The organism is Haloarcula montana (genome assembly GCF_035666295.1).
In the GTDB taxonomy this organism is placed as follows: Archaea; Halobacteriota; Halobacteria; order Halobacteriales; family Haloarculaceae; genus Haloarcula; species Haloarcula montana.
The window spans coordinates 2,886,237-2,909,283 of the sequence record NZ_CP142027.1 but is presented as its reverse complement, the minus strand read 5'-3'; the positions used below and the strand labels follow the sequence as shown (position 1 = coordinate 2,909,283).

Genomic DNA, 23,047 nt, shown 5'->3' with positions numbered 1-23,047 from the left:
AAGACAGCTTCAGCGCCGATCAGTCTTCGAGCGCGTCGGCGATCCGGTCCAGCGAGCGCCGGACATCGTGGACCTCGTCACGGAGCTTGCGGATCTCGCGGGTGAGTTCCTCGTTGTCGCTGCTCTCTTCCTCGCCGCCGGGGCCTCGCGGCCCGCCGCCCATCCCGCCGGGACCGCCCGCACCGGGGCCGCCACCGCCCATCATACCGCCCATCATCTGTGCGAAGGGGTTGCCGCCCATCCCGCCCGGACCGCCACCGCCGCCGCCGCCCATCATCTCTTCCATGCGCTCTTCACGGCTCATCTCGCCCTCCTCGCCTTCCTCGCGCTCTTCGGCGCGCTGCTGGCGGATCTCCTCGACGCGCTCCCGGAAGGACTTCTCTTCGCCGTCGTCGCCTGATGCGTCCGATTCCGTAGTCTCCTCGTGATCGTCGTCTGCCATGGACGCGGGTTCGGTAGGGCCGCGGAAAAGGGTTGTCGTCTCCGTCCTCAGGCGAGGCGACGGACGAGCAGCGAGATGCCGGTCGCGGCGACCAGCACCACCACGAGATTGAAGCCGGCCCGGAACAGCGGTCGGTACCGCCGGGTGACGAACTCGTTGACCGCGGCCGAGGCCGCGAAGTAGAACTGCAACGAGGCGACGAGCGCGATGAGGACGAGTATCCCGAACGCGGCCCACTGCGCGTAGACAGCGATCGATCGGCCGCCGTCGTCAGTCTCCGGGGTGTGGTCCGGCGACGGTTCGGGGGTCTCGGGGCTGGCGGGCGGTTCGGTCGTGTCGTCAGTGTCGGATGAGGTGTCGGTCATGCGTTCCTCCGTGCGAGAGCGAGCGCCACGACGAGGGCCGCGGCAAGCGCCGCGACCGCGGTGAAGCCGGGGCCGCCACCGGACGTGAACGTCGGTTCGTCCGTCGCTCGTGGCATCCCCGTCTGTTGCTCCTCGAAGTCGCCGGACTGGAAGCCGGTGTCACGGCGGGTGACGTTCTCTTCGAGGACCTCCGTCGGGTCGAGGTTCGCCGGCGCACTCTCGGTGGCGATGATGACGCCGTCGGACTGGAGGATGCCGTCGAGCCAGTAGTTGTAGCCGTCGGGGACCGTCAGTTCGGTACTGACGGTCGTCGTCCGTCCGGGCCTGATCTGCCCAACCCGAATCGTCGATTCGTCGGCGATGACGTTGGACTCGGCCTGGCGAGCGCGCAGGCGCAACTGGAGGTCCCCGGCCGGTTCGTCGCCGGTGTTGGTCAGGAACACCGAGACGTTCATCGTCGTGCGGTTGTCCTCGACCGACTCGATCCGGTAGGAGATCGCCCGCAGCGGGACATCGGCGTTCTCGAACTCCTGGAAGGAGACGGTACTCTTCGCGTACGACGGGGTCAGCGCGTCGACGTTGCGGACGGTTGTCCGGCCGAACGTCCGGCGCTGTTCGTCGGCGTAGACGATCGTCTCGATGCGGTAGTCGCCCTGTCGTTCGACCGTGAGGTTCGTCAGGACCTGGATCTCGCGGTCGCCGCTGACGTTGCCCAGCGACTGCCGCGTCCGCGTGGCGACCAGGCCGGTGTCGGCATCGATCGCTCGCGTCTCGACGGTGACGTTGCTCGCGGTTCCACCACGGTGTTCGAGTCGCGAATCGAGCGAGAGCGTGACAGTCTCACCGCCCACGTTCCGGGCGTCGATCGTCGTCTCCCGGAGGTCCAGCCTGGACGGCCGGATGTCCTCTTCCGGCTCCGAGAAGGCACCGGGGATCGCAAGCAGCGAACCCAGGATCACGAGCGACAGCAGGAGGGCGAGGGCGGCCAATGTGAGTTCGCGTCGCACAGCGGAACTGCCACAGGGGTGTGGTAAGTATCTTATGACTGAGATGACGGATCAGAACGCGCCGAGGCTCGACTGGAGGTCCCTGTCGGCACCCCCCTCGTCGAGTTCGTAGCCGACCAGATCCCGGAGGTCCACCGCGTACGTGCTCCCGTTGTTCGAGAGGACGGCGACCCGGCCTTTCGTCCCGCGGACCGTCCCCGTCGCGAGCGTCTCGGCGAGCGGGCGGTCCGCCAGGTCGAGACCGTAGTCGAAGTCGTACGTTTCGATGGGCGCGAACCGTGCTAACAGTTCCGCCCACCACCGCTCGTCGACGCTGTCCGCGAGCCCGTCGATCTTCGTCGGGACCCGAACGCGGTCGCCGAGATCCGTCGCGATGTCGGCTTCGACCTGTCTGGCGATGCGTCCGTCGGCCACCGTCCGGAGATGGGCGGCGCGGTCGGCCCCCTGCTCTCTGAGTCGGGTCTCCAGCCGCCAGGAGCGCGTCACGCCGACTTTCACGACGTCCGGCGCGAACGCCGCCAGGTAGACCGCGTGTTCCTCCTCGCAGGCGTCCAGTGGCTTGTCGCAGTCGCCGGTACACCGCGCACAGGGCCACCGGTCGGTGTGTTCCGGACAGTACGGTGCGGTGTCGTTGTCACACCGGTAGTGGACCTCGCCATCGACGGCGCCGGCACAGTGGCGTGACCCGAGGGTGTAGGAGAGTTCTGTCCCGGGAACGAGCGGGCGCAGTTCGACGGTGCGCTCCTCGGCGAGAACGAGCGCTGCCGGGTCGGTGTCACGGGGCCGATAGCCGACGACTTGCACGGGAGCGGGTTGGGGATACCCGCTCAAAGGCGTACCGGGACGAGTCTTTTGTCGGTGGAGAAATATATGCTCACACATGACAGAGCTCTCGTTGACGAGCCCGGCCTTCGAGGACGGTGAGCGAATCCCCCGCGAACACGGATACAGCGAGGCGAACACGAACCCGCCGCTGGATATCGGTGGAGTCCCCGAGGCCACCCTCTCGCTCGCGTTGGTCGTCGACGATCCCGACGCGGAGGAGCCGGCAGGGAAGGTGTGGGATCACTGGGTCGTCTGGAACGTCGCACCCGACACCGAACACATCCCCGAAGGCTGGTCGGCCGATAGCGTGAGCGAGGGCCAGAACGATTACGGCGAGACCGGCTGGGGCGGCCCCAACCCACCGGAGCGGGAACACACCTACCGGTTCCTGCTGTACGCCCTGGACGCGAAGCTCGGACTGTCACCGAACGCCACGAAAGACGACCTCTACGATGCAGCCGGCGGCCACGTGCTCGACAAGGCCAAACTCCACGGCACCTACGCGCCCTGAGCTACAACTCGTCGAGTAGCTCCGCCGTCGCCTGCCGGACCGCGTCGTCGCTGGATTGGGCCGGTTCCCACCCCAGGCCGGCGAGTTTCTCCACCGAGAGACGCATCCGCGGCACGTCCCCCGTCCAGCCACGGTCCCCGCCGGTGTACTCCCGGCCGGGGTCGATGCCCATCCCGTCGGCGACGATGTCGGCGATCCGATCGACCGACGTGGTGGTCCGGGTCCCGAGGTTGAAGACGTTGTGTGCCGCCTCGGCGTGTTCGACAGCGTACACCATCGCGTCGAGACACTCCGAGACGTGCATGTAGGACTTCTCTTGTCGGCCGTCGCCCAGGATCGTCAGCGACGTGGGGTCCTCGCGGAGCTTCTCGACGAAATCCGGGATAACAGCCCCACGGAGCCGCGGCCCGACAATGTTGGCGAAGCGGAACACCCACGACTGGATGTCGTGGCTGTGTGCGTACGTCGAGATGAGCGACTCCTCGGCGAGTTTCGTCGCGCCGTAGACGCTGATCGGTTCCAGCGGGGCGTAGTCCTCCGGCGTCGGCCGCGGCGCCTCGCCGTAGACTGTCGAGGAGGAGGTGAACACCAGCCGTTCGACGCCGACCGCGTCCATCCGTTCGAGGACGTTGTAGGTCATCTCGCTGTTGTCGGTGAACTGCTTTCGGGGCGTGTCGGTGTCGACCAGTTTCGACGCGGCCAGATGGACGACGAGATCAGTGTCGGGGGCGATCGCTTCGGCGACGACCGACTCGTCGGTGAGCGATCCCTCGACGACGGTCGCCCCGTCGGCGACCCACCCGAAGTTCCCGTTCGAGCCGTCGTCGACGACAATGACGGCGTTGTCTTCGAGGAGTCGTTCCACGAGGTGTGAGCCGATGAATCCCGCGCCGCCAGTGACGACGATCCGGGCATCAGAGAGGTCCATACCGACGCCAGACCGCACTACGGAAATAAGATTCCGGTCTCGGCGGAGGGCGTGACAGAATGGTTTTATGGCTTCCGGAGAGAGGATGGGTATGAACAGGTCGACACGACGCGGTTTTCTGGCCGCTAGCGTCGGCGTCGTTGGGCTGACTGCCGGGTGTCTCTCGGACTCCGGCGGCTCCCCGTCAGTGCCGACCGCCGAGGGCCAACCCCTCCCGGCCCCGGTAGCTGGCGACGCCGACGCGGACGTGACCGTCGAAGTCTACGAGGACTACGCCTGCCCACACTGCCGGACGTTCTCGCTCGACGTCTATCCACAGATCCAGACGAACTACATCTCGGACGGGTCGATCGAGTACGTCTTCAACGACTTCCCGATTCCCGTCGACGATGCGGTCTCCTGGAAGGCAGCGAGCGCGGCCCGGGCAGTCCAGGACCGCGCCGGGGACGAGGCCTTCTTCACTTACAACAAACGGCTGTTCGAGAACCAGGACCGCCTCGGGCCGTCGGTGTACGCGGAGTTGGCCGAGGGTCTCGACGTCGACGGCGAGACGATCCGGGAGGAGGGCGTCGGCGAGGCCTACCGACCGACAGTCTCCGACGACAGGTCCGCGGGCCGCGAACGCGGCGTCAGCGGGACGCCGACCGTCTTCGTCAACGGCGAGTCCATCCAGTGGAGCGAGGTCGCCTTCGGCCCCGTCCAAGAGGCGATCGACGCGGCGCTGAACGGATGACCGGCGACCACGACGTGACGGTCCTCCGGCTGGGCCACCGCCCCGGCCGGGACGAGCGGATGACGACCCACGTCGGGTTGACCGCTCGCGCGCTTGGCGCCGACCGTGTCATCATGGCCGGCGCTGCCCGCGGTCGGACGGATACCATCGTCGACATCACCGAGCGATTCGGCGGCCCCTTCGCCGTCGAGACGACAGAGGAACCCAAACGGACCATCCGCGATTTCGAGGGGCGGGTCGTCCATCTGACGATGTACGGCGAACCGATCCAGGACGTCGTCGACGACGTGCGAGCCGACCACGGGACCGGTCCGCTCTTGGTGGTCGTCGGCGCCGAGAAGGTTCCCTTCGAGGTGTACGAACACGCCGACTACAACGTCGGTGTGACCAACCAACCCCACTCCGAGGTGGCCTCGCTGGCCGTCTTCCTCGACCGGCTGTTCGAGGGCCGGGAACTCGACCGCGAGTGGGAGGACCCCGACCGCGTCGTCGTCCCCAAAGCGACCGGGAAGAAAGTCGTCGAGCCCGACGATGCCGACGACGAGTGAGCGGGACGGAATACTTTTCACCTCCCGTGGCGGTTGTGAGAGCACTCCGTCGATGCTCCTCGACTCCCTCCGAACAGTCGGATTCGCCGTCTGCGGGACGTTCACTCTCGTGCTCGGACTCGTCCACTTCGTCATGCCCCGGTTGCTGGATTTCGACGGCGCGATCCCGACCGACGGCGGCCCGTTGAAGCCGCTGCATCTCGGTGTGGTTACCTACCAGACCAAACGCTCGGACATCCGCGGAATCGCCCAGATCATGAACCACGCTGCCAGTTACACGCTGGTGACCATCGGTGTGCTGGACCTGCTGGCGGGCATCTGGCTCGGGACGCGGTTCGCCCCGTTCCTCCTCGTGTGGATCGCCGGCTGGTGGTTCCTCAGGGCGGTGACACAGCGCCATATGGGCTCGCGACCGGGCGATTGGCTGGTCGCCGGCGGGTTCACGCTGCTCGGGCTGTTCCATCTGGCCGTCGCAGTGTGGTGACGCCACCGGACCGGGCCAGCAAAGTAGACCCGTCACGAATTCCCTGCCAGTGCTCGACCGACTCACGTCGCCGACCTCGCGGGTCGTTCCCGTCCTCGGGACGCTGTACCTCGGCTATCTGGCGACCCAGCCACCGCCCGCCCGGTGGGTCGGCCTGGGCTGTCTGGCGGTCCTGTCGCCGTTCGCTCTCGGGTGGTTCCTTGGCCGGTACGCCGGAATCGGGCCGTGGGCCGACGCCGAGAGCTGAGCGGCGCCGAGACGGACGCTCGGCCCGCGTACCACCCGGCGGCGCCAACGACCCACGCCCTGAGCCGGAGGTTTTAACCACGTGACCCCCCGACAGACGGGTAATGGCTTTTGAGGACCTCTTGGAGGACCCTGTCATACAGAAATACCTCCACGAGCTTGTCGGACCGAAAGGGATGCCGGTCGCCGCCGCGCCGCCGGACGGCGAAGTGACCGACGAGGAACTGGCCGAGGAGTTGGGCCTGGAACTGAACGACGTGCGCCGGGCGCTGTTTATCCTCTACGAGAACGACCTGGCGTCGTACCGACGGCTCCGCGACGAGGATTCGGGGTGGCTCACCTATCTCTGGACCTTCGAGTACGACGAGATCCCCGAGAAACTCGAAGAGGAGATGCACCGGCTGCTCGACGGGCTCGAAGAGCGCCGGCAGTACGAGCGTGACAACGAGTTCTACCTCTGTGAGAACTGTGGCATCCGGTTCGAGTTCGGCGAGGCCATGGAGTTCGGCTTCCAGTGTCCCGAGTGTGGGAACCAGGTCGAGTCCATGGAGAACACCCGGCTCGTCGACGCCATGGAGACGCGGATCGAGGAACTGCGTGACGAACTGAACGTCGAACACGTGGAAGCCTGATGGTCGTCCTCGGAACGAAAGTGTACGTCGCCGGCGACGCCCGCGACCGCACGCTCGATGGACTGCGTGGCATCGTTCAGGACCGGTTCGGCGAACTCGACGTGTCCTTCGACGTGGGCCTCCGGGACGACGAGTTTCCGACGGTGACCGTCGACGGTCCCGACGCGACTGTCGCGCGGAACCTGCTCCGCGAGGAGTTCGGCGAACTCGTCACGACCCACGAGGACGGCGAGACCTACGTCGGGACCCTCGAACAGTGGGACGACGACGGGTTCGTGCTTGACGTCGGCTTCGGCCAGACGGTCCGTATCCCGACCGAGGGACTGAACCTCGGCCAGGGCTCACCCGCCCAGATCCGCAAACGGTTCGGGATCGTCCAGCACATGCCGCTGCAGTTCGTCGCCGGCGAGGAGCCCCGACTGGCCGACGAGACCGTCGATCGGCTCTACGACTGGTCCCGGGGCAACGGCCGGGTCAACGCCAACAGCGTCACTCGGTCGGAAGCCCGCGCGACCGTCAACCGGGCGGGCCACGCACAGGACATCGTGACCGTCGAACGCATCGGGCTACTCGAACAGAGTATCATCTGTAACCCGGACACTGACGCACCGGGGCTGCTGTCGGATATCGGGCAGTACATGCCCTCGGAGTTGCTCGCAGTCGTCCCCTGAGACAATGAATCGCCGCCACCTCGCACTGGTCGCCGTCCTCGCGACGCTCGCGCTGTCGGGCTGTACCGGCCTGTTTGGACCGGAACCGTCCGATCCCGACCGACTGAACCAGAACGCGAGCTACGACTGGGAGACACCCGAGGACGCGACCATCGTCGTCAACCGGTCGTCGTACACGGCCGTCTACGATGTCGAGAACCGGTCGACCTTCGAAGTGTACACGCGGGACGGACTGGGTCGGGAGCGGAGTGTCCCGATCCGTGGGCTGCGGTTCCGCTACGAGAACGGGACCGTGATCGAACCGGCGAACTCGTCGCTGAGCGCCACCGAAGGCAGCCAGCGGACGGAGATCCAGTTCGGGGGGAACGTCTCCGGCGAGGTCGCCTTTTCAGCGCCGCGGTCCGGCAAACAGTTCACGACGCCGACGTACGTCGACGGTGGGAGTTACGCCGTCACGCTCCCACCGAACGCCCGGGTCGGCATCCCGCTCCTCTCACAAGTCAGTCCGGGCAACGCCAACACGACTGTCCCCCCGACCAGCGACCGGATGACCGTCTCGTGGGGCGCTGTCGACGCACAGATGCTCAGCGTCCGGTACTACCTCCAGCGTGATCTGCTGTTGTTCGGCGGTCTGACCGCCGGTGGGATCGTCGTCGCGATCGTCGGCTCCGTCTACTACTACCGCCAGCTCCAGGCGGTCAAGCGTCGCCGTGAGGAGGCCGGAATCGATATCGAAGAGGACGACGACCCGCGGGACCGTGGACCGCCGCCGGGGATGGGGTAACCCCTCGGGGAGCGCGCTGTCCGACAGTATTTGTGTCACCCGATCGTACCGGAGGGTATGCGCGTCGCCGTGGTCACCGTCGGGGACGAACTGCTGGCCGGAGACACGGTCAACACGAACGCCGCCTGGCTCGGACAGCAACTCGCACAGCGGGGCGTCACCGTCGAGCGGGCGACGGTCGTTCCCGACAGGACCGCAGATATCGCCCGAGTCATCAACGAGTACCACGCTGACTACGACGCGGTCGTCGTCACCGGCGGGCTAGGCCCGACCCACGACGACGTGACGATCGAGGGGGTCGCCGCGGCGTTCGGGCGGGAGGTCGTCGAGAGCGAGGAGGCCCTAGCCTGGCTGGCGGAACACGGCGGCTACACCCGCGACGATCTGACCGACGGGACCGGTGAGGTCCCCGAGGGTGCGCGGGTCCTGCCGAACCACGAGGGCGTCGCCCCGGGCTGTGTCCTCGAGCGCTGTTACGTCCTCCCGGGCGTGCCGGCGGAGATGAAACGGATGTTCGAGGAGGTCGCCGAGGAGTTCAGCGGCGATCCCGAACACGTGGTCGCCGTCGAGACCAGCGAACCGGAGAGTGCACTTCTCGATCGGCTCGCAGGCGTCCGCGAACAGTTCCCCACGGTCGGCGTCGGGAGCTACCCCGGCGAGAACGTGACGATCCGGTTCAAGGGGACCGACGAGACGGCCGTCGAGGAAGCCGCTGCGTGGCTCCGTGAGCGCGTCGACCAGTAAGGCGCGTCGGAGCTACCGATAGAGGTACTGGAGCCAGAAGGCAGTCAACAGCAGTCCACCGACGGTGACGACCGCGCCGGCGCCGTTGATTATCCCCGCTTGTACGCCGCTTGCCAACACTGGGAGCATAGCTGGACCAACCAGGCCCGGTGGCTTGAATCACACGCTCCCGGTCGCCTTTTGCCGCGGGGCCTCCTACCGCCATACGATGCGACGGATCGGTGTCGTGGTCAACCCGATCGCCGGGATGGGCGGCCGCGTCGGACTCAAGGGGACAGACGGGAAAGTCGCGGCGGCACAGCGCCGCGGGGCCGAGCCGCGCGCGCCCGACCGGGCACGCGAAGCACTCGAAGCGATCGGCGACACGGACGCCGCCGTGGACCTGCTGACCTACGGAGACCCGATGGGCGAGACGGTTGCCAGCGAGGCCGGATTCGATCCAACCGTCCTCGGCGAACCCGTTGATCCGGACGCGACGACCGGCGAGGACACGCGGAGTGCCGTCCGGGCATTCGTCGATGCCGGTGTCGACGTGGTCCTGTTCGTCGGAGGCGACGGAACTGCCGTCGACGTGGCGACTGCGATCGACGGCGCTGGTGCCGAGACACCGATGCTCGGCGTGCCGGCGGGAGTGAAAGTCTACTCCTCCGTGTTCGGGGTGACGCCCCGAGCGGCCGGACACATCGTCGCGACGTTCGCCGATACCGAGCGTGCCGAGGTCAACGACATCGACGAAGACGCCTTCCGGGGCGGCGAGGTAGTGACCGAACTGCGGGCAGTTGCGACCGTCCCGGTCGCCGACCAGCGCCAGTCGGCCAAGCAACGCGGCGGCGGATCGACCGAGACACTGGCGTCGGCCGTCGCCGAGGAGGCCGAGCCGGGCGTCACCTACGTGCTCGGCCCGGGCAGTACCGTCGGCGAGATCAAATCGCGGCTGGGCTTCGACGGGACGGCGCTGGGCGTCGATGTCTGGCGTGACGGCGAGGTGCTGGTCGCGGACGCCAGCGAGCAGGCGATTCTGGACGTGCTGGGTGAGGAAAACGTCATCGTCGTCTCGCCGATCGGCGGCCAGGGGTTCGTCTTCGGCCGCGGGAACCAACAGCTCTCCCCGGCGGTGATACGCCGGTCGAGCATCCAGATCGTCGCGTCGAACCGGAAGTTAGACGAGATCGGGCGTCTCAGGGTCGACACCGGTGACACAGAGCTCGACGAGTCGCTTTCCGGGTGGTTCCGCGTCCGCGTCGGTCGGTACCAACAGCGACTCGTCGAGGTCGTCGCCTGACGAACGTATAGGTCTCGCTGTCTCGACTTGCGTGTTTGTATATTGATATCGAGATAAGTGGGTGTATAGTCAAGATTAAGGTGGGCGGCAGTCAACAAAGGGTATATGGAAACGCGGAAAGTCCAACGTCTGGGGCCATCGACGCTCGCGATGACGCTTCCCGCGGAATGGGCGTCGAAACACAACGTCGAGAAGGGCGACGAGGTGTCGCTACGGATGGGTGGCAAGGGCACGCTGACGGTACTGCCCGAGTCGGTCCAGTCGGAAGAATCGCAAGCGACGATCCACGCCGCGGACCTCAACGCCGACGCGGTCGAGCGGGCCATCGTCGCACAGTACGTACTCGGCCGTCGGATCATCCACGTCGAAGCCCCGGAAGGGGGCACGCTCGATTCGGCACACATCAACGCCGTCTACAACGCCGAGACGCAGTTGATGGGTCTGGGCGTCATCGAGGAGACGCCCGAACGGATCGCGATCCGGTGTTCCGTCGATCCCGAGGATTTCACGCTGAACAATCTGCTGGAACGGCTGGAGTCGACCGGGTCGACGATGCGCAACGAGGCGATCAAGTCCCTGGCCCACGGGAACCCCGACCTCGCACAACGGGCGCTGAACCGCGAGCGCCAGGCCAACAAGATCTTCGTCCTCCTGCTTCGGCTCATCTTTACGGCCTACCAGAACCCCAACCTCGCCCGAGCGATCGGTCTCGACGACGGGTTCCCGCTGATCGGCTACCGCTCGATCGCCAAGAACCTGGAGTTGACCGCCGACAACGCCGAAGACATCGCGGAGATCGCACTGGAGGCGACCGACCACTCGCTGAACGTCGAGTCCTCGACGATGCGACGCATCCGAGAGTTCACCGACAAAGTCAACGAGATCAGTGAACTCGCGGTCCAGGCCGCCGTCGAACGGGACTACGACACGGCGATCAAGGTCCGTGAGGAGTACGCCAAGATCGGCGACCGGGAACACGAGATCCTCGACGATCTCCCGGAGATGGACAACGAATCGCTGCTCCAGATTCGAGAGGTGCTGGTCAGCCTCCGACAGACCGCCGAGTACGCCGTCCGAAACGCCGAAATCGCGACGAACCTCGCGCTCAACGAGGAGTCCGAACACACCACGATCGAGTAGGTAGGACGCTACACAGGGTCGCGGTACTCACCGCTCGATTGAGAGTTCTTCTCGGTGCCTGGACCGGCGGGGGCCTCGGTGTCGTCGTCGGTATTCGACTGTAGTGGCGGAGTGTTCGAAGCTGGTTCGGGCGCCGTTCCGTTTGATTCCGCCTGGCCGAGCGGGGCTCACTACACCCTGGTATCTACCGAAATACTTCTGATCCAGTCCCGACGTGATACTCACATGAGTGGTGCCGAGATACCGGACCGTCAGTGGTGGAAAGAGTCGGTCGTCTACCAGATCTATCCACGCAGTTTCAACGACAGCGACGGCGACGGCGTCGGTGATCTGCCCGGGATTACGCAGAAGGTCGGGTATCTCGACGACCTGGGCGTCGATGTCGTCTGGATCTGCCCGGTGTACGAATCGCCGAACGCCGACAACGGCTACGACATCAGCGACTACCGCTCCATCGCGGACCAGTTCGGGACGATGGCCGACTGGGAGGACCTCCTCACAGAACTGCACGCACACGACATGCGCCTGCTCATGGACCTCGTGGTCAACCACACCTCCGACGAACACGAGTGGTTCCAGCGGTCGAGGCACCGGGAAGATGGCTACGAGGAGTACTATTACTGGCGAGATGGCGGTGTGGACGAGAACGGCGATCCGGTCCCACCGAACAACTGGGAGTCGTTCATGGGCGGGTCAGCCTGGACGTACGACGAGAGCCGGAACCAGTGGTATCTCCACCTCTTCGACGAGAAGCAGCCCGATCTGAACTGGCGGAATCCGACCGTGCGAGACGAAATCGCGTCACTGGCCGACTGGTGGCTACGGAAGGGGATCGACGGCTTCCGTCTCGACGCAATCAACTACATCTCGAAACCGGACGGGCTTCCAGACGGGACTGTTGACCGGGAACCGAAGGGGGTCGAGGTGTTCAGCCACGGCCCACGTATTCACGAGTACCTCCGCGAACTGTACGAACGCACCTTCTCGAACTACGACGCGATGACCGTCGCCGAGATGTCGGACACCACCGTGGAGATGGCTGACGACTACCTCGGCCAGAGCGGCGACGGACTGGACATGATCTCCCACTTCGAGCATATGCATCTCGATGTCAGTTCACGGGGGAGGTTCGATCCCGAGCGGTGGGGCGAGTGGAGCCTGCCTGAATTCAAAGAGATCATGAGCCGCTGGCAGACGGAACTCGGTGCGGATGCCTGGACCGCGCAGTACCTGGGCAACCACGATCAGCCTCGGATCGTCTCACGATTCGGTGACGACGACACGTACCGGATCGAGAGCGCGAAACTGCTGGCTACCTTCCTGCTGACGGCACGCGGGACGCCGTTCGTCTATCAGGGCGAGGAGATCGGAATGACGAACGACGACTTCCGGCGGATGGATGAACTCGACGATCCGATGACGATCGGAGCGATCGAAGACCTCCTCGACGCTGATCGAGCCGAGTCCTACGAGGAACTGCGTGAGTTCGTGAACTACGTGAGCCGGGACCACGCACGGACACCGATGCACTGGTCCGACACGGCGAACGCGGGGTTTACTACCGGCGACCCGTGGCTTGCGCTCAACCAGAACTATCCAGATATCAACGTCGAGTCGGCCCGGGCCGATGAGGGATCGATCTGGCACTACTACCGAAAACTCATCGATCTCCGACACGACGAGGACACAGTCGTCTACGGGGAGTACGAGCTTCTGCTCCCGGACCACGAGCAACTATACGTCTACACGCGAACGCTCGGCGACGAAACCGTGCTCGTCGTTCTCAACTGGTCGGACATCCCCGCGACGTTCGACGCTGACGGTGTCGATACCGGTGATACTGAACTACTACTGGGTAACTACGACGATGCGCCTGTGGACCCGTCAGGACACGAGTTCCGGCCGTACGAAGCGGTCGTCCATCGACTGTCGCAGACTGGGTGACTCGAGAGACTGCTAGAAGAGGCTACACGTAACGCCGATCTGACAGTCGCCGAAGCTCCCGTGAACGGTGCTACTCACGTTCAGATAGCGAGGACGCCGTCGTCCGGCGTCCCGGTCGGCGTCGCCGTCCTCGGCTCCTGATCACCGGTCTCTCCCTGACTCGATCCGCCTCCGGTCGGATACTCGGCTTTGTTCCCGAAGATGTCCGTCTCGATCGACTTCTCGTAGTCGACTGGGTCCAGCGGAATCCGGATCTGGGTTCCCCTGGCCTCCAGAACCAGATAGAAGTCGATCCGGAGCTGTGTCTGCTGGTTGCGCTGGAGATGCGTGACCCACCATTCGTCTAAGTTCTCGTTCTCGATAGCGGCCCGAGCGTCGATGGTTTCGGTCTCGCCGGGGCGGATAACGTGCCCGGCGGTCGTCTCACCGGACCCGACCTCGACGTCGTTCATCGAGACGGTGTAGCCGATCCGCGAGACGGTGTAGGGGAGCGACTTGGGGTTGTGGACGGTGAAAGCGAGGTCCATCGGCGACTGTTGGCGGGTCAGGTTGGGTCGGTCCCAGGTGCCACGGGTCTCGTTGATATAGAGGACTGGATCGGAGACCAGCGGTACGTTCGCGTCGACCGGCCGGGTCTCCGTGCTGTTGAACTGCCCGATGATGTCGGTCTCGATAGAATCCCCCTGTGTGACCGACAGCGATCGACCCAGGGTCGAGGACCGGACTTCGCCGTCGATCTCGACCTGGGTCCGTTCACCGTTCTGGACGTGGGTGTACCACCACGCGGGGACCTGCCCGTTGTCCATCTCCGTGGTAAACGCGAGCGTCGACCGGCCCGTACCGAGTTGCAGCCCCTCACGTCCGCCCGCGGCGATCGGGACGCCGTTCATCCGGACCGAGTAGTCGACCGACGCCCCGCCCAGTCGGACACCGATCGGGTTCGGGTTCTGTACCACCAAGTCCGTCTCGATGGTCGTTGTCTCCTCGGAAACCCCCGCAAATCGATTCTCGACGGCTGTGACGGAAGGTGCGCCGAGGACGCCGAGCACCACTCCAACCGCTAGCACCACGACCAACCCGACACCGACGACCGCGACCGCACGTGTCCGTCTCATCGTCCACTCCTCTCGTGGCGGTCGACATATGTCCTGTGGCCCGGCCCGAATGAACTAAGTGGCCGACGGCGAATGCTCCGGTATGGCTTCAACGGACGCAGAGACCGACATGGGACTCGGGCTCGGACTCGTCTTCGGGCTCGTCGCGGTCGGTGCAGCGTTGCTGACGACAGTCAACGGGTACACGTACGCCACACGAACCGCGCAGGGGCTCGAAGCGACAGGGCTCCAGGTCTCCAGTGGCGTCGCCTTCGGTGTCGCCATGCTCGCTGCCGGGATCGCTATCGTCGCCGTCCACGTCTTCGACGGCTGACGAGCAAGCCGACGACAGCTGTTCTCGTAGACGATACGGAGAAAGGAATCGTTAAATCGATCCGTCACGTAGTTCGTGTATGACCGATTTCAGCGAAGAGGACCGACGCATCCTCGAGCATCTCCGGGACAGCGTCTCGCGGGGTGAGAGTTACTTCCGCGCCAAGAACATCGCTGAGTCGATCGGTCTCTCCGCCAAACAGGTCGGTGCACGACTGCCGCGGCTCGCGGAAGAGGCCGACGAAGTCGACATCGAGAAGTGGGGCCGCGCCCGGTCGACGACCTGGCGCGTGACCACCAGTTAGTCGGTGGATTCATTCGGGAGTAGGTCGGAGTCCCTGTATGACCGTCCGGGTCGAGCAGACCATCAGAGTGTCGGCGCCCCCCGAACGCGTCTGGGAGTTCATCGCCGACCCGGAGAAACGTGCCCGTTCGATCAGCGTCGTTACCGACTGGGAAGACCGCGGTGACGGGACCTCGACGTGGTTCCTGCGGCTTCCGATCCCCGTCATCGACAGGACCGTCCAGGTCGACACGGAGGACGTCGAGCGACGACCCCCCGAGTACGTCCGGTTCGTCGGGAAGTCGAAGGTGATGCGCGTCCAGGGCGAACACGAACTGGAGGCGACCGAGGACGGCGGAACGGCCCTGCACAACCGCTTCGTCGTCGACGGTCGGTTCCCCGGCGTCGAGCGGTTCTTCAAACGGAACCTCGGCGGCGAGATCGACAACCTGGAGACGGCGCTGCGCGAGGACCTCGGAATGGAAGTATGAGAATCGCGCTGGCCCAACTGGAGATCGAGGCCGGCGCCGTCGAGCACAACGTCGACAGTGCCATCGAGGCGATCCGGCGTGCGGGCTCGGACAGCGCCGATCTGGTCGTCCTCCCGGAGCTGTTCACCGTCGGCTACTTCGCGTTCGACCTGTACGCACGCCACGCCGAGAGCGTCGCGGGCGAGACCATCGGCCGACTCGCCAACGCGGCACGGGACACCGATACGGCGGTGCTGGCCGGCAGTATCGTCGAGGACCTCGCCGCAAGCGCCGCGGACGGCATCGACGTGCCACAGTCCTCGGGACTGGCGAACGCCTCGGTGTTTCTCGGGCCCGAGGGCGACCGGCGTGGGACCTACCGGAAACACCACCTCTTCGGTTACGATTCCGCCGAATCCTCACTGCTGGAGCCCGGCGAACGGGTCGACACCGTCGAGTTCGGCGGGTTCACGGTCGGAATGACCACCTGCTACGACCTGCGGTTCCCGGAGCTGTACCGCCGACTCGTCGACGAGGGGGCGACGCTGGTCTGTGTCCCGAGCGCCTGGCCGTACCCCCGGGTCGAACACTGGGAGCTGTTCGGACAGGCCAGGGCCGTCGAGAACCAACTGTACGTGGCCGCCGCCAACGGTGTCGGGAGCTTCGAGGACGCCGAACTGCTGGGACGATCGACGGTGTACGACCCGTGGGGGACGGTGCTCGCGAGTTCCGCGGACGAACCCGCGCTCGTGACCGCGGAACTCGACCCGGACCGAGTCGAGCGGGTCCGCGAGGGGTTCCCGGCGCTGGCCGACCGACGGACGGACTGGGGATAGCTACAGCCCCTCTTTCACAGAAAACCCGTTTTGAGCCTACGTTGTTATTAACCCCTGTTGGCGAGCAGCGTAAGTCGTCATGTCCAACAGAGCAGCGATCCTGGCGGTGGCGGCCTGCCTCCTCCTGGCGGGCTGTACCGGCGTCGGGCCACAGGCCGGCAGTGGCGACGGCGGCGAGAGCGCGGAGTTGAGTGCCAGCCAGCAGGCCGCGAGCGGCGCACAGAACGACGCCGCGGGCGACGCGTCGGGCGGCGCCGGCGACGGTGGTGACGGAAGCAGCGGTGCCGGCGGCGCTGGCGACGGGAGCGTCCCTGATTCCACGCAGCGGGCGATCATCAAGACCGGATCGATGGTGGTCGAAGTCGACAACTTCTCCGCGGCGCGCTCGACTATCGCCGACCGGGTCCGGGAGCGCGGTGGCTACGTCAGCGGCTCGGACCAGCGACTCCACCGCAGCGGCAACGAGACGTGGCAGACCGGCTATATCGTCGTCCGGGTCCCCAGTGACACCTACGAGGATACCCAGGCCCTGGCGGCCGATCAGGGGACGGTTCTCTCGGAGGAGACGTCAACGGAGGACGTCACCGACCAGTTGGTCGACCTGGAGGCGCGACTGGAGAACCTCCGGAGCCGGCGGGACCGGCTCCGGGAGTTCTACGATCAGGCCAACAGCACGGAGGAACTGCTGCGAATCGAGGAGGAACTCTCCGATGTCCAACAACAGATCGAACGGCTGGAAGCCCAAAAGCAGTCGTTAGAGCAACGGGTCGCGTACTCGACGGTCCGGATCGAGCTCCAAGAGCCCGAACCGGGGATCGACCAGATCCGGACCCAGTACCACGAGCAGTCACTCGTCGCGGTCTTCGTGGGCTCGGTCAACGACGTGATCGTCTTCGCACAGGCCTCGCTCGTGACCATCGCCGGGGCGCTTCCGTGGCTCGCCGTCGCCGTGGTGCCGGCGCTGGGGCTCCGCCGACTGCTGCGCGGGCGCTCGGTCCCGCTGCTCGGCGGGGGCAGTAGTGAGACGTCCGCGGCGGACGAACCCTCTGCTGAGCAGGCGGACGAAGAAACCTCCGAGACGGCCGAGGACGAAGCGGCGGAGTAACCCGCCGTCTTCCCGACACCGGACCTTTTTTTACGTTCGGTCCAGTACTGTTGTTTGCCGGTGAGACGCTTTTCACGTCGTACCCGGCAACAACACAGCCCGTCTCGCTGCTCGGCCACCCGGCGTCGCTCGTCCGCCAAAGGCTGTCCGGACAGCCTTTCTCTCACTCCTCGTCAGTCGTGATATCGGCCGAAAGACCCTGAGCCATCCGGATCTCCTTGGAGTTGTTCACCGTCCAGGCCGTCCGCTCGGTGACGGCCTCGATGACCTCCCGGCCGTGTGGCGGGCCGCTGCCGGACTGTTTGACGCCGCCGAACGGCAACTGTACCTCGGCGCCGATACACGGGAGGTTCCCGTAGGCGAGGCCGACCGCCGCGTTGTCGCGGTAGTAGTTCAGTTGGCGGTAGTCCTCGGAGATGATCGCGCCGGCGAGTCCGTATTCGGTGTCGTTCTGGAGCGCAACCCCTCGCTCGACCCCGCCGTCGTACTCGACCAGGGCGACGTGTGGCCCGAACACCTCCTGGTGGTACGCCGAGAGGTCGGTCTCCGGCGAGACTTCGTAGACGAACGGGCCGACCCAGAACCCCGCTTCCTGACCTTCGGGGAGTTCCGCTCCCGGGAGTTCCTCACGGTCGACGAGGACCGTCGCCGCCGACTCGCGGACGGCGTCGTTGTGGCGGGCGAACTTCTCGACCTGCTCGCGGTCGACGAGCGGCCCCATGAACGTCTCCTCCTCCAGCGGGTCCCCGACGGTCACGCGCTGTGCCAGATCGACGAACCGCGTTTTGAACGCCTCGTAGACGTCGGTGTGGACGATCAGTCGCTCGCTGGAGACGCATCGCTGGCCAGTCGTCTTGAAACTGGACATCACCGCGGAGTGGACGGCGATGTCGATGTCGGCCTGTTCGGTGACGACGATGGCGTTTTTCCCGCCCATCTCACAGCAGGCGTTTCGGCCCGGGCGGCCGCCGATCTTCTCGTCGATACTGTGGCCGACCTCTGCGCTGCCGGTGAACAGCACCGTGTCGACGCGGTCGTCCTCGACGATAGCGTTGCCGGCGTCGCCGTACCCCTGGACCATGTTGAACACGCCGTCGGGGATCGAGGTGTCGTCGAACATCTCCGCGACGATCTGGCCGCAGTAGGGGGTCTGTTCGGCGGGCTTCCAGACGACCGTGTTGCCCTCGACCAGCGCCGTTGCCATGTGCCAGAACGGGATCGCGACCGGGAAGTTCCAGGGGGTGATACAGCCGACGACGCCACGCGGGCGCCGGCGCATGTACGAGTCCTTGCTGGCCACCTCCGAGGGGACCACGTCGCCATGGGGGTGGCGGGCGTTGCCCGCGGCCAGTTCGACCATGTGGGCGGCCTCGACGACATCGGCCCGCCCCTCGCTGATCTCTTTCCCGCACTCCCTGGAGACCATCTCGCCGAGTTCGTCGGTCCGCTCGCGGAGTTCGTGGTAGATCTCCCAGAGGAACTCCGCACGGTCGATGTACGACAGCGCGCGCCACTCGTCGGCGGCCTCGCGGGCAGCCGTCACCGCCCTGTCGATCTCCGTCGGGGACCCCATCTGGACCGTCGCCACGGTCTCGGCGGTGGCCGGGTCGACGGTCTCGAAGGTCTCCCCCTCGTCGCTTGCCACCCACTCGCCGTCGACGTAGTGGTGCAACGAACTGGTTGACTGACCTGTCATACCGACTAGTTGGCGTGCCAGCGATAAAAGAGATGCGTCAACACACCCCACAAAGACGACTGGGGGACGGGTCAGCGCTCGCGGTCCAGCGCCCGCTGGAAGTGGTCGGGAGTGATCTCGACCTCGTCGGCCCGCTCGGTGGCCTCTTCAGGACCCAGTTCCGCGGCGGTCTCGCGGATCGCCAGCATCGACGCCTCGCGGACGACGGCCTCCAGTTCGGCCCCGGAGAGGTCGCCGGTCTCTTCGGCGATCTCGGACAGCGAGACGTCTTCGGCGATCGGTTTGCCCGCGGCGTGGACCGCCAGGATCTCCTCGCGGGCGGTCTGGTCGGGGTTCGGCACCTCGACGTGTTGTTCGAGTCGCCCCGGGCGCAGGAGGGCGTCGTCGATCATGTCCCGGCGGTTGGTCGCCGCGAGGACGACGACGTTCGGGTTCTCGGTGATCCCGTCGAGTTCAGCCAGCAACTGGGAGACGACCCGTTCGGTCACCTCGTTGCCGTCCCCGCGGTGGCTGGCGATGGCGTCGATCTCGTCCAGGAAGATGATGCTGGGCGCGGTCTGGCGGGCGCGTTCGAACAGTTCCCTGACGGCCTCCTCGCTCTCGCCGACGTAGCGGTCCATGATCTCCGGGCCGGCGACGTGGATGAAGTTGACCCCGCTCTCGCCCGCGACTGCCCGGGCCAGCAGCGTCTTCCCGGTCCCCGGCGGGCCAAAGAGGAGAATCCCGCTGGGCGGGTCGGTGTTGGTCGCCGCGAACAGTTCGCCGTAGGACAGCGGCCACTCGATGGCCTCGGTGAGCGTCTGTTTGACGTCGTCGAGGCCACCCACGTCGTCGTAGGTGACCGTCGGCGACTCCGCGACGTACTCCCGCATGGCGCTGGGTTCGACCGTCGCCATCGCGGTATCGAAGTCGGCCCCAGTGACATCCGGGTCGTCGTGTTCCCGGCGCAGGGCTGCCATCGCCGCCTCCGTCGTCAGTGAGGCGAGATCGGCACCGACGAAGCCGTGGGTCTGTGCGGCCAGGCGGTCGAGGTCCACGTCGTCGGCCATCGGCATCCCGCGGGTATGGACGTCCAGGATCTCCCGTCGGCCCGGTTCGTCGGGGACGCCGACCTCGATCTCGCGGTCGAAGCGGCCGCCCCGCCGGAGCGCCGGATCGACTGCGTCGACGCGGTTGGTCGCCCCGATGACGACCACGCGACCCCGGTCTTCGAGGCCGTCCATCAGGGTCAAGAGTTGGGCGACCACGCGGTTCTCCATGTCGGCGTCCTCGTCCCGGGAGCCGGCGATGGAGTCGATCTCGTCGACGAACAGGATCGAGGGAGCGTTGGCGGTCGCCCGGTCGAACGCCTCCCGAAGCCGTTCCTCGCTCTCGCCTTTGTACTTCGAGACGATCTCCGGCCCGGAGATGGTGTCGAAGTAGGCGTCGACCTCGTTGGCGACCGCGCGGGCGATCAGCGTCTTCCCGGTCCCGGGCGGGCCGTGCAGGAGGACGCCCTTCGGCGGATCGATGCCCAGCCGACGGAACTGCTCGGGTTCCGAGAGGGGCATCTCGATCATCTCGCGGATGCGATCCAGTTCGTCGTCGAGTCCGCCGATGTCCTCGTAGCTGACACCGGTGTCGGACTCGGCCTGTGAGGCGGGCGCCGAGTCGGGCTGTTCGGTCGCGCCGGAGCCGCCGGCGTCGTCCGTCCGTGGGAGGACCGTGACGGTCGTCCGGTCGGTGACCCGGACGGACTCGTCGGGCGTCGTCGACCGCACGAGGAAGGTTCCGAGCCCGTCGACGTGGACCCGCTCGCCGGCCCGGACCATCCGGTCGACGAGCCGCGAGCGGACGGTGTGTTCGTACTCCTCCGTCCCGGGGAGGGGGTCGGCCGGTTGAACCGTGATGTCGACCGCCTCCGTGACCGATCCCTGCCGGACGCTGACGGTGTCGCCGATGTTGACGCCGGCGTTCGCCCGGGTATCGGAGTCGATCCGGACGAACTGGCCGCCGTCGTCGGCCGGCCACACCTTCACCACAGTCATCTTGTTGCCCTCGACGATGACGGGATCGCCGCTCAGTACGCCGAGCCTGCTTCGTACGGATTCGGGGAGCCGCGCGATGCCACGCCCGGCGTCGCGCTTGTTCGCTCCCTCGACCGTGAGTTCGATACCGCCGTCTGGGGACCCGTTCATGCCGCCGCGTAGCCGGTCGAGGCTCTTCAGCGTTCCCGTTGTGTCGGCAGGACGGCACGCCGTTTCCGGTGCGGAACTCGAAGGGTGGGCCGCCCGAGGACTGCTCCCTCGACAGGCGGTCGAATCCCCAGCGTGTCCGGTCGACCCCCATCAATTAGCTTCTGACTTTATACGTCTGAGATGTGAAGTAACGTGAGTGTGCCACTCATGAACACAGTAGACGCAGGCAGCATCCTGTTACAGGCGACACAGGGGGAAGCGTTCACACAGATACAGAACGATGCGTTGCTGAGTTCGTCGTTGTGGGTCAACATCGCCCTCGCGGGGGTATCGATTCTCCTGTTCGTATACATGGGCCGGAACGTCACCAACGACCGCGCCCGGTTTATCTGGGCCGCAACGCTGTTGATCCCGCTGGTCTCGATCTCCAGTTACCTGGGCCTGCTCTCGGGGCTGACGGTCGGATTCATCGAGATGCCGGCCGGCCACGCCCTGGCCGGCGAGGAGGTCATGAGCCAGTGGGGCCGGTATCTCACCTGGGCGCTCTCGACGCCGATGATCCTGCTCGCGCTGGGACTGCTCGCGGACGTCGACCGGAGCAGTCTCTTTACCGTCATCACTGCCGACATCGGGATGTGTGTGACCGGGCTCGCGGCGGCACTGGTCACCTCCTCGTATCTGTTCCGGTGGCTGTTCTACGCCGTCAGCTGTGCGTTCTTCGTCGTCGTCCTCTACGCCCTTCTGACGGAGTGGCCGACGGCCGCCGCCGACGCCGGGACGGGCGAGATCTTCGGTACCCTCCGGGTCCTGACGGTCGTGTTGTGGCTGGGGTACCCGATCATCTGGGCGGTCGGCGTCGAGGGACTCGCGCTGGTCCAGTCCGTCGGGGTCACCTCGTGGGGCTACTCCGCGCTGGACATCCTCGCGAAGTACGTGTTCGCCTTCCTCCTGTTGCGGTGGGTCGCCGCCAACGAGCGGACCGTCGCCACGACACAGCGCGAACCGAGCACTGGGTCGGCTCCCGCCGACGACTGATACTGCCAGTAGACTCCGTTGAACCCCCATTTTTCAGATAGTTAGCCATATAAATAGCCGCTCGATGAAAGTTGCGAAATTACCGGGTATCTCTTCGTCAGGTGTCGCATCAATTGTCGCCGAAAATACTTATAGGATCAGAAAAAACGAATTTCTATGCCCGCGTTCGGTCTCGGATTCCTCGTATTTCTCGTCGTACAAGCCTTCATCTCGTCGTTCGTTTACTCTGAGGCAAAAGAGTCTGGCTCACGCTCCCCGTTAGTCGCAGGAGTATCCGTCTTCCTACTGGGAGTGGGGCTTGCGTTCGTATTCAGCACTGTCGTCGGAGTCGTCGTCGTCGAATTTGTTGGTATCTTCATCTACCGTATCGGAGTACACGCTGCTAACGGACGTTCTGCCTCCACCTGAACTGTCTGTTATCCGTGTTCCCTTTACTGACCGGAACCGGTACGAAATGTGTCACCGTCTGAGTGTTTCAACAATGCCTGCCGGTCGGCTATCTTGCTGGTTTCGACAGCGACACACGTCGCTCGTGTCACGGGAAAACACTATACCACAGGCCGCCGGAGCGTCACGTATGGTAGTCGCTACCGAACGCGACGGGATGACCTGGTACGAGTGTGAATCCTGTGGACTCATGTTCGACGACCAGGACGACGCCCGGCAACACGAGTCCAACTGCGACGACGAGGACCCCTCCTACATCCAGTAACGGTAGCCGACAGTATAACG

28 protein-coding genes are annotated in these 23,047 nt (G+C 65.6%); 20 read left to right on the top strand and 8 right to left on the bottom strand.

The annotated features are described in order from the left end of the window. Positions 1–19: 19 nt before the first annotated feature. Genes VJ109_RS15395 through VJ109_RS15380 form a run of 4 tightly spaced genes read right to left on the bottom strand, consistent with a single transcriptional unit; the run spans position 20 to position 2,618 of the window. Positions 20–442 (bottom strand): hypothetical protein, encoded by a 423-nt coding sequence (locus VJ109_RS15395; protein WP_324757935.1) that lies wholly within the window; start codon positions 440–442, stop codon positions 20–22. A gap of 47 nt (positions 443–489) precedes the next feature. After that, the gene (locus VJ109_RS15390; protein ID WP_324757933.1) at positions 490–807 is read right to left on the bottom strand and encodes a DUF8060 family membrane protein; all 318 of its coding nucleotides are present in this window, start codon (positions 805–807) and stop codon (positions 490–492) included. After that, positions 804–1,814, bottom strand: coding sequence for a DUF7490 domain-containing protein (locus tag VJ109_RS15385; RefSeq protein WP_324757931.1), 1,011 nt, complete (start codon positions 1,812–1,814; stop codon positions 804–806). Before VJ109_RS15385 ends, VJ109_RS15390 begins: the two co-directional genes overlap by 4 nt. A 51-nt stretch (positions 1,815–1,865) precedes the next feature. Continuing rightward, entirely contained in the window at positions 1,866–2,618 is a 753-nt protein-coding gene (locus VJ109_RS15380; RefSeq protein WP_324757929.1) for a DUF2797 domain-containing protein, read from the bottom strand. 76 nt (positions 2,619–2,694) lie between these two features. Here VJ109_RS15380 and VJ109_RS15375 point away from each other — a divergent pair, with 76 nt between their 5' ends. Further along, positions 2,695–3,150: a YbhB/YbcL family Raf kinase inhibitor-like protein gene (locus tag VJ109_RS15375; protein WP_324757927.1), complete on the top strand. Its 456-nt coding sequence runs from the start codon at positions 2,695–2,697 to the stop codon at positions 3,148–3,150. A gap of 1 nt (position 3,151) precedes the next feature. Here the strand turns inward: VJ109_RS15375 and VJ109_RS15370 are convergent, their stop codons facing one another. Then, positions 3,152–4,078: an NAD-dependent epimerase/dehydratase family protein gene (locus VJ109_RS15370; protein WP_324757925.1), complete on the bottom strand. Its 927-nt coding sequence runs from the start codon at positions 4,076–4,078 to the stop codon at positions 3,152–3,154. Positions 4,079–4,169: 91 nt separating this feature from the next. On the opposite strand from VJ109_RS15370, the gene VJ109_RS15365 reads away from it, so the two are divergent. The 11 genes from VJ109_RS15365 to VJ109_RS15315 all read left to right on the top strand — a co-directional run bounded on the left by VJ109_RS15365 (position 4,170) and on the right by VJ109_RS15315 (position 13,286). After that, complete coding sequence (locus tag VJ109_RS15365; RefSeq protein ID WP_324757923.1) at positions 4,170–4,811, top strand: DsbA family protein; 642 nt, start codon at positions 4,170–4,172, stop codon at positions 4,809–4,811. After that, positions 4,808–5,359, top strand: coding sequence for a tRNA (cytidine(56)-2'-O)-methyltransferase (locus tag VJ109_RS15360; RefSeq protein WP_324757921.1), 552 nt, complete (start codon positions 4,808–4,810; stop codon positions 5,357–5,359). The genes VJ109_RS15365 and VJ109_RS15360 overlap by 4 nt, the downstream gene beginning before the upstream one ends. After that, positions 5,343–5,843: a hypothetical protein gene (locus VJ109_RS15355; RefSeq protein WP_324757920.1), complete on the top strand. Its 501-nt coding sequence runs from the start codon at positions 5,343–5,345 to the stop codon at positions 5,841–5,843. The genes VJ109_RS15360 and VJ109_RS15355 overlap by 17 nt, the downstream gene beginning before the upstream one ends. A 49-nt stretch (positions 5,844–5,892) precedes the next feature. Next, positions 5,893–6,090: a hypothetical protein gene (locus VJ109_RS15350; RefSeq protein ID WP_324757918.1), complete on the top strand. Its 198-nt coding sequence runs from the start codon at positions 5,893–5,895 to the stop codon at positions 6,088–6,090. A gap of 103 nt (positions 6,091–6,193) precedes the next feature. Further along, positions 6,194–6,721, top strand: coding sequence for a transcription factor E (gene tfe, locus VJ109_RS15345; RefSeq protein ID WP_324757917.1), 528 nt, complete (start codon positions 6,194–6,196; stop codon positions 6,719–6,721). Continuing rightward, positions 6,721–7,392 carry a DUF2110 family protein gene (locus VJ109_RS15340; protein WP_324757915.1) on the top strand — a complete coding sequence of 224 codons (672 nt, stop codon included), beginning with the start codon at positions 6,721–6,723 and terminating at the stop codon, positions 7,390–7,392. Before tfe ends, VJ109_RS15340 begins: the two co-directional genes overlap by 1 nt. Positions 7,393–7,396: 4 nt before the next feature. Next, complete coding sequence (locus VJ109_RS15335) at positions 7,397–8,176, top strand: DUF5803 family protein (protein ID WP_324757913.1); 780 nt, start codon at positions 7,397–7,399, stop codon at positions 8,174–8,176. 57 nt (positions 8,177–8,233) lie between these two features. Further along, positions 8,234–8,920 carry a competence/damage-inducible protein A gene (locus VJ109_RS15330; RefSeq protein WP_324757912.1) on the top strand — a complete coding sequence of 229 codons (687 nt, stop codon included), beginning with the start codon at positions 8,234–8,236 and terminating at the stop codon, positions 8,918–8,920. Between the two features lie 208 nt (positions 8,921–9,128). Then, complete coding sequence (locus VJ109_RS15325; protein WP_324757910.1) at positions 9,129–10,202, top strand: ATP-NAD kinase family protein; 1,074 nt, start codon at positions 9,129–9,131, stop codon at positions 10,200–10,202. A 105-nt stretch (positions 10,203–10,307) separates the two neighbouring features. Further along, positions 10,308–11,342 carry a phosphate uptake regulator PhoU gene (locus VJ109_RS15320; RefSeq protein ID WP_276221475.1) on the top strand — a complete coding sequence of 345 codons (1,035 nt, stop codon included), beginning with the start codon at positions 10,308–10,310 and terminating at the stop codon, positions 11,340–11,342. Between the two features lie 225 nt (positions 11,343–11,567). Then, the gene (locus VJ109_RS15315) at positions 11,568–13,286 is read left to right on the top strand and encodes a glycoside hydrolase family 13 protein (RefSeq protein ID WP_324757907.1); all 1,719 of its coding nucleotides are present in this window, start codon (positions 11,568–11,570) and stop codon (positions 13,284–13,286) included. Between the two features lie 80 nt (positions 13,287–13,366). On the opposite strand, the gene VJ109_RS15310 is transcribed toward VJ109_RS15315, so the two are convergent. After that, complete coding sequence (locus VJ109_RS15310; protein ID WP_324757906.1) at positions 13,367–14,401, bottom strand: LEA/WHy family protein; 1,035 nt, start codon at positions 14,399–14,401, stop codon at positions 13,367–13,369. 82 nt (positions 14,402–14,483) lie between these two features. Here VJ109_RS15310 and VJ109_RS15305 point away from each other — a divergent pair, with 82 nt between their 5' ends. The 5 genes from VJ109_RS15305 (at position 14,484) to VJ109_RS15285 (ending at position 17,407) form a co-directional block, all read left to right on the top strand. After that, positions 14,484–14,714, top strand: coding sequence for a DUF7525 family protein (locus tag VJ109_RS15305; protein ID WP_324757905.1), 231 nt, complete (start codon positions 14,484–14,486; stop codon positions 14,712–14,714). 79 nt (positions 14,715–14,793) lie between these two features. Then, a complete protein-coding gene (locus tag VJ109_RS15300) occupies positions 14,794–15,018 on the top strand; it encodes a DUF7123 family protein (RefSeq protein ID WP_276221482.1) in 225 nt (74 codons plus the stop codon). A 37-nt stretch (positions 15,019–15,055) separates the two neighbouring features. Next, complete coding sequence (locus VJ109_RS15295; protein WP_324757904.1) at positions 15,056–15,487, top strand: SRPBCC family protein; 432 nt, start codon at positions 15,056–15,058, stop codon at positions 15,485–15,487. Further along, on the top strand, positions 15,484–16,302 hold the full coding sequence (locus tag VJ109_RS15290; RefSeq protein ID WP_324757902.1) for a carbon-nitrogen family hydrolase: 819 nt from the start codon (positions 15,484–15,486) through the stop codon (positions 16,300–16,302). Before VJ109_RS15295 ends, VJ109_RS15290 begins: the two co-directional genes overlap by 4 nt. Positions 16,303–16,381: 79 nt before the next feature. Then, on the top strand, positions 16,382–17,407 hold the full coding sequence (locus tag VJ109_RS15285; protein ID WP_324757900.1) for a DUF4349 domain-containing protein: 1,026 nt from the start codon (positions 16,382–16,384) through the stop codon (positions 17,405–17,407). Positions 17,408–17,570: 163 nt separating this feature from the next. Here the strand turns inward: VJ109_RS15285 and VJ109_RS15280 are convergent, their stop codons facing one another. Further along, on the bottom strand, positions 17,571–19,103 hold the full coding sequence (locus tag VJ109_RS15280; protein WP_324757898.1) for an aldehyde dehydrogenase family protein: 1,533 nt from the start codon (positions 19,101–19,103) through the stop codon (positions 17,571–17,573). Between the two features lie 71 nt (positions 19,104–19,174). Continuing rightward, positions 19,175–21,280 carry a CDC48 family AAA ATPase gene (locus tag VJ109_RS15275; RefSeq protein ID WP_324757896.1) on the bottom strand — a complete coding sequence of 702 codons (2,106 nt, stop codon included), beginning with the start codon at positions 21,278–21,280 and terminating at the stop codon, positions 19,175–19,177. A gap of 207 nt (positions 21,281–21,487) precedes the next feature. Between VJ109_RS15275 and VJ109_RS15270 the strand changes: the two genes are divergently transcribed. From VJ109_RS15270 to VJ109_RS15260, 3 genes are all read left to right on the top strand, one after another. Further along, positions 21,488–22,315, top strand: coding sequence for a bacteriorhodopsin (locus tag VJ109_RS15270; protein WP_324757894.1), 828 nt, complete (start codon positions 21,488–21,490; stop codon positions 22,313–22,315). 156 nt (positions 22,316–22,471) lie between these two features. Then, positions 22,472–22,723 (top strand): hypothetical protein, encoded by a 252-nt coding sequence (locus VJ109_RS15265; RefSeq protein ID WP_324757892.1) that lies wholly within the window; start codon positions 22,472–22,474, stop codon positions 22,721–22,723. Positions 22,724–22,892: 169 nt separating this feature from the next. After that, entirely contained in the window at positions 22,893–23,027 is a 135-nt protein-coding gene (locus VJ109_RS15260) for a DUF7128 family protein (protein WP_276221497.1), read from the top strand. Positions 23,028–23,047 lie beyond the last annotated feature (20 nt).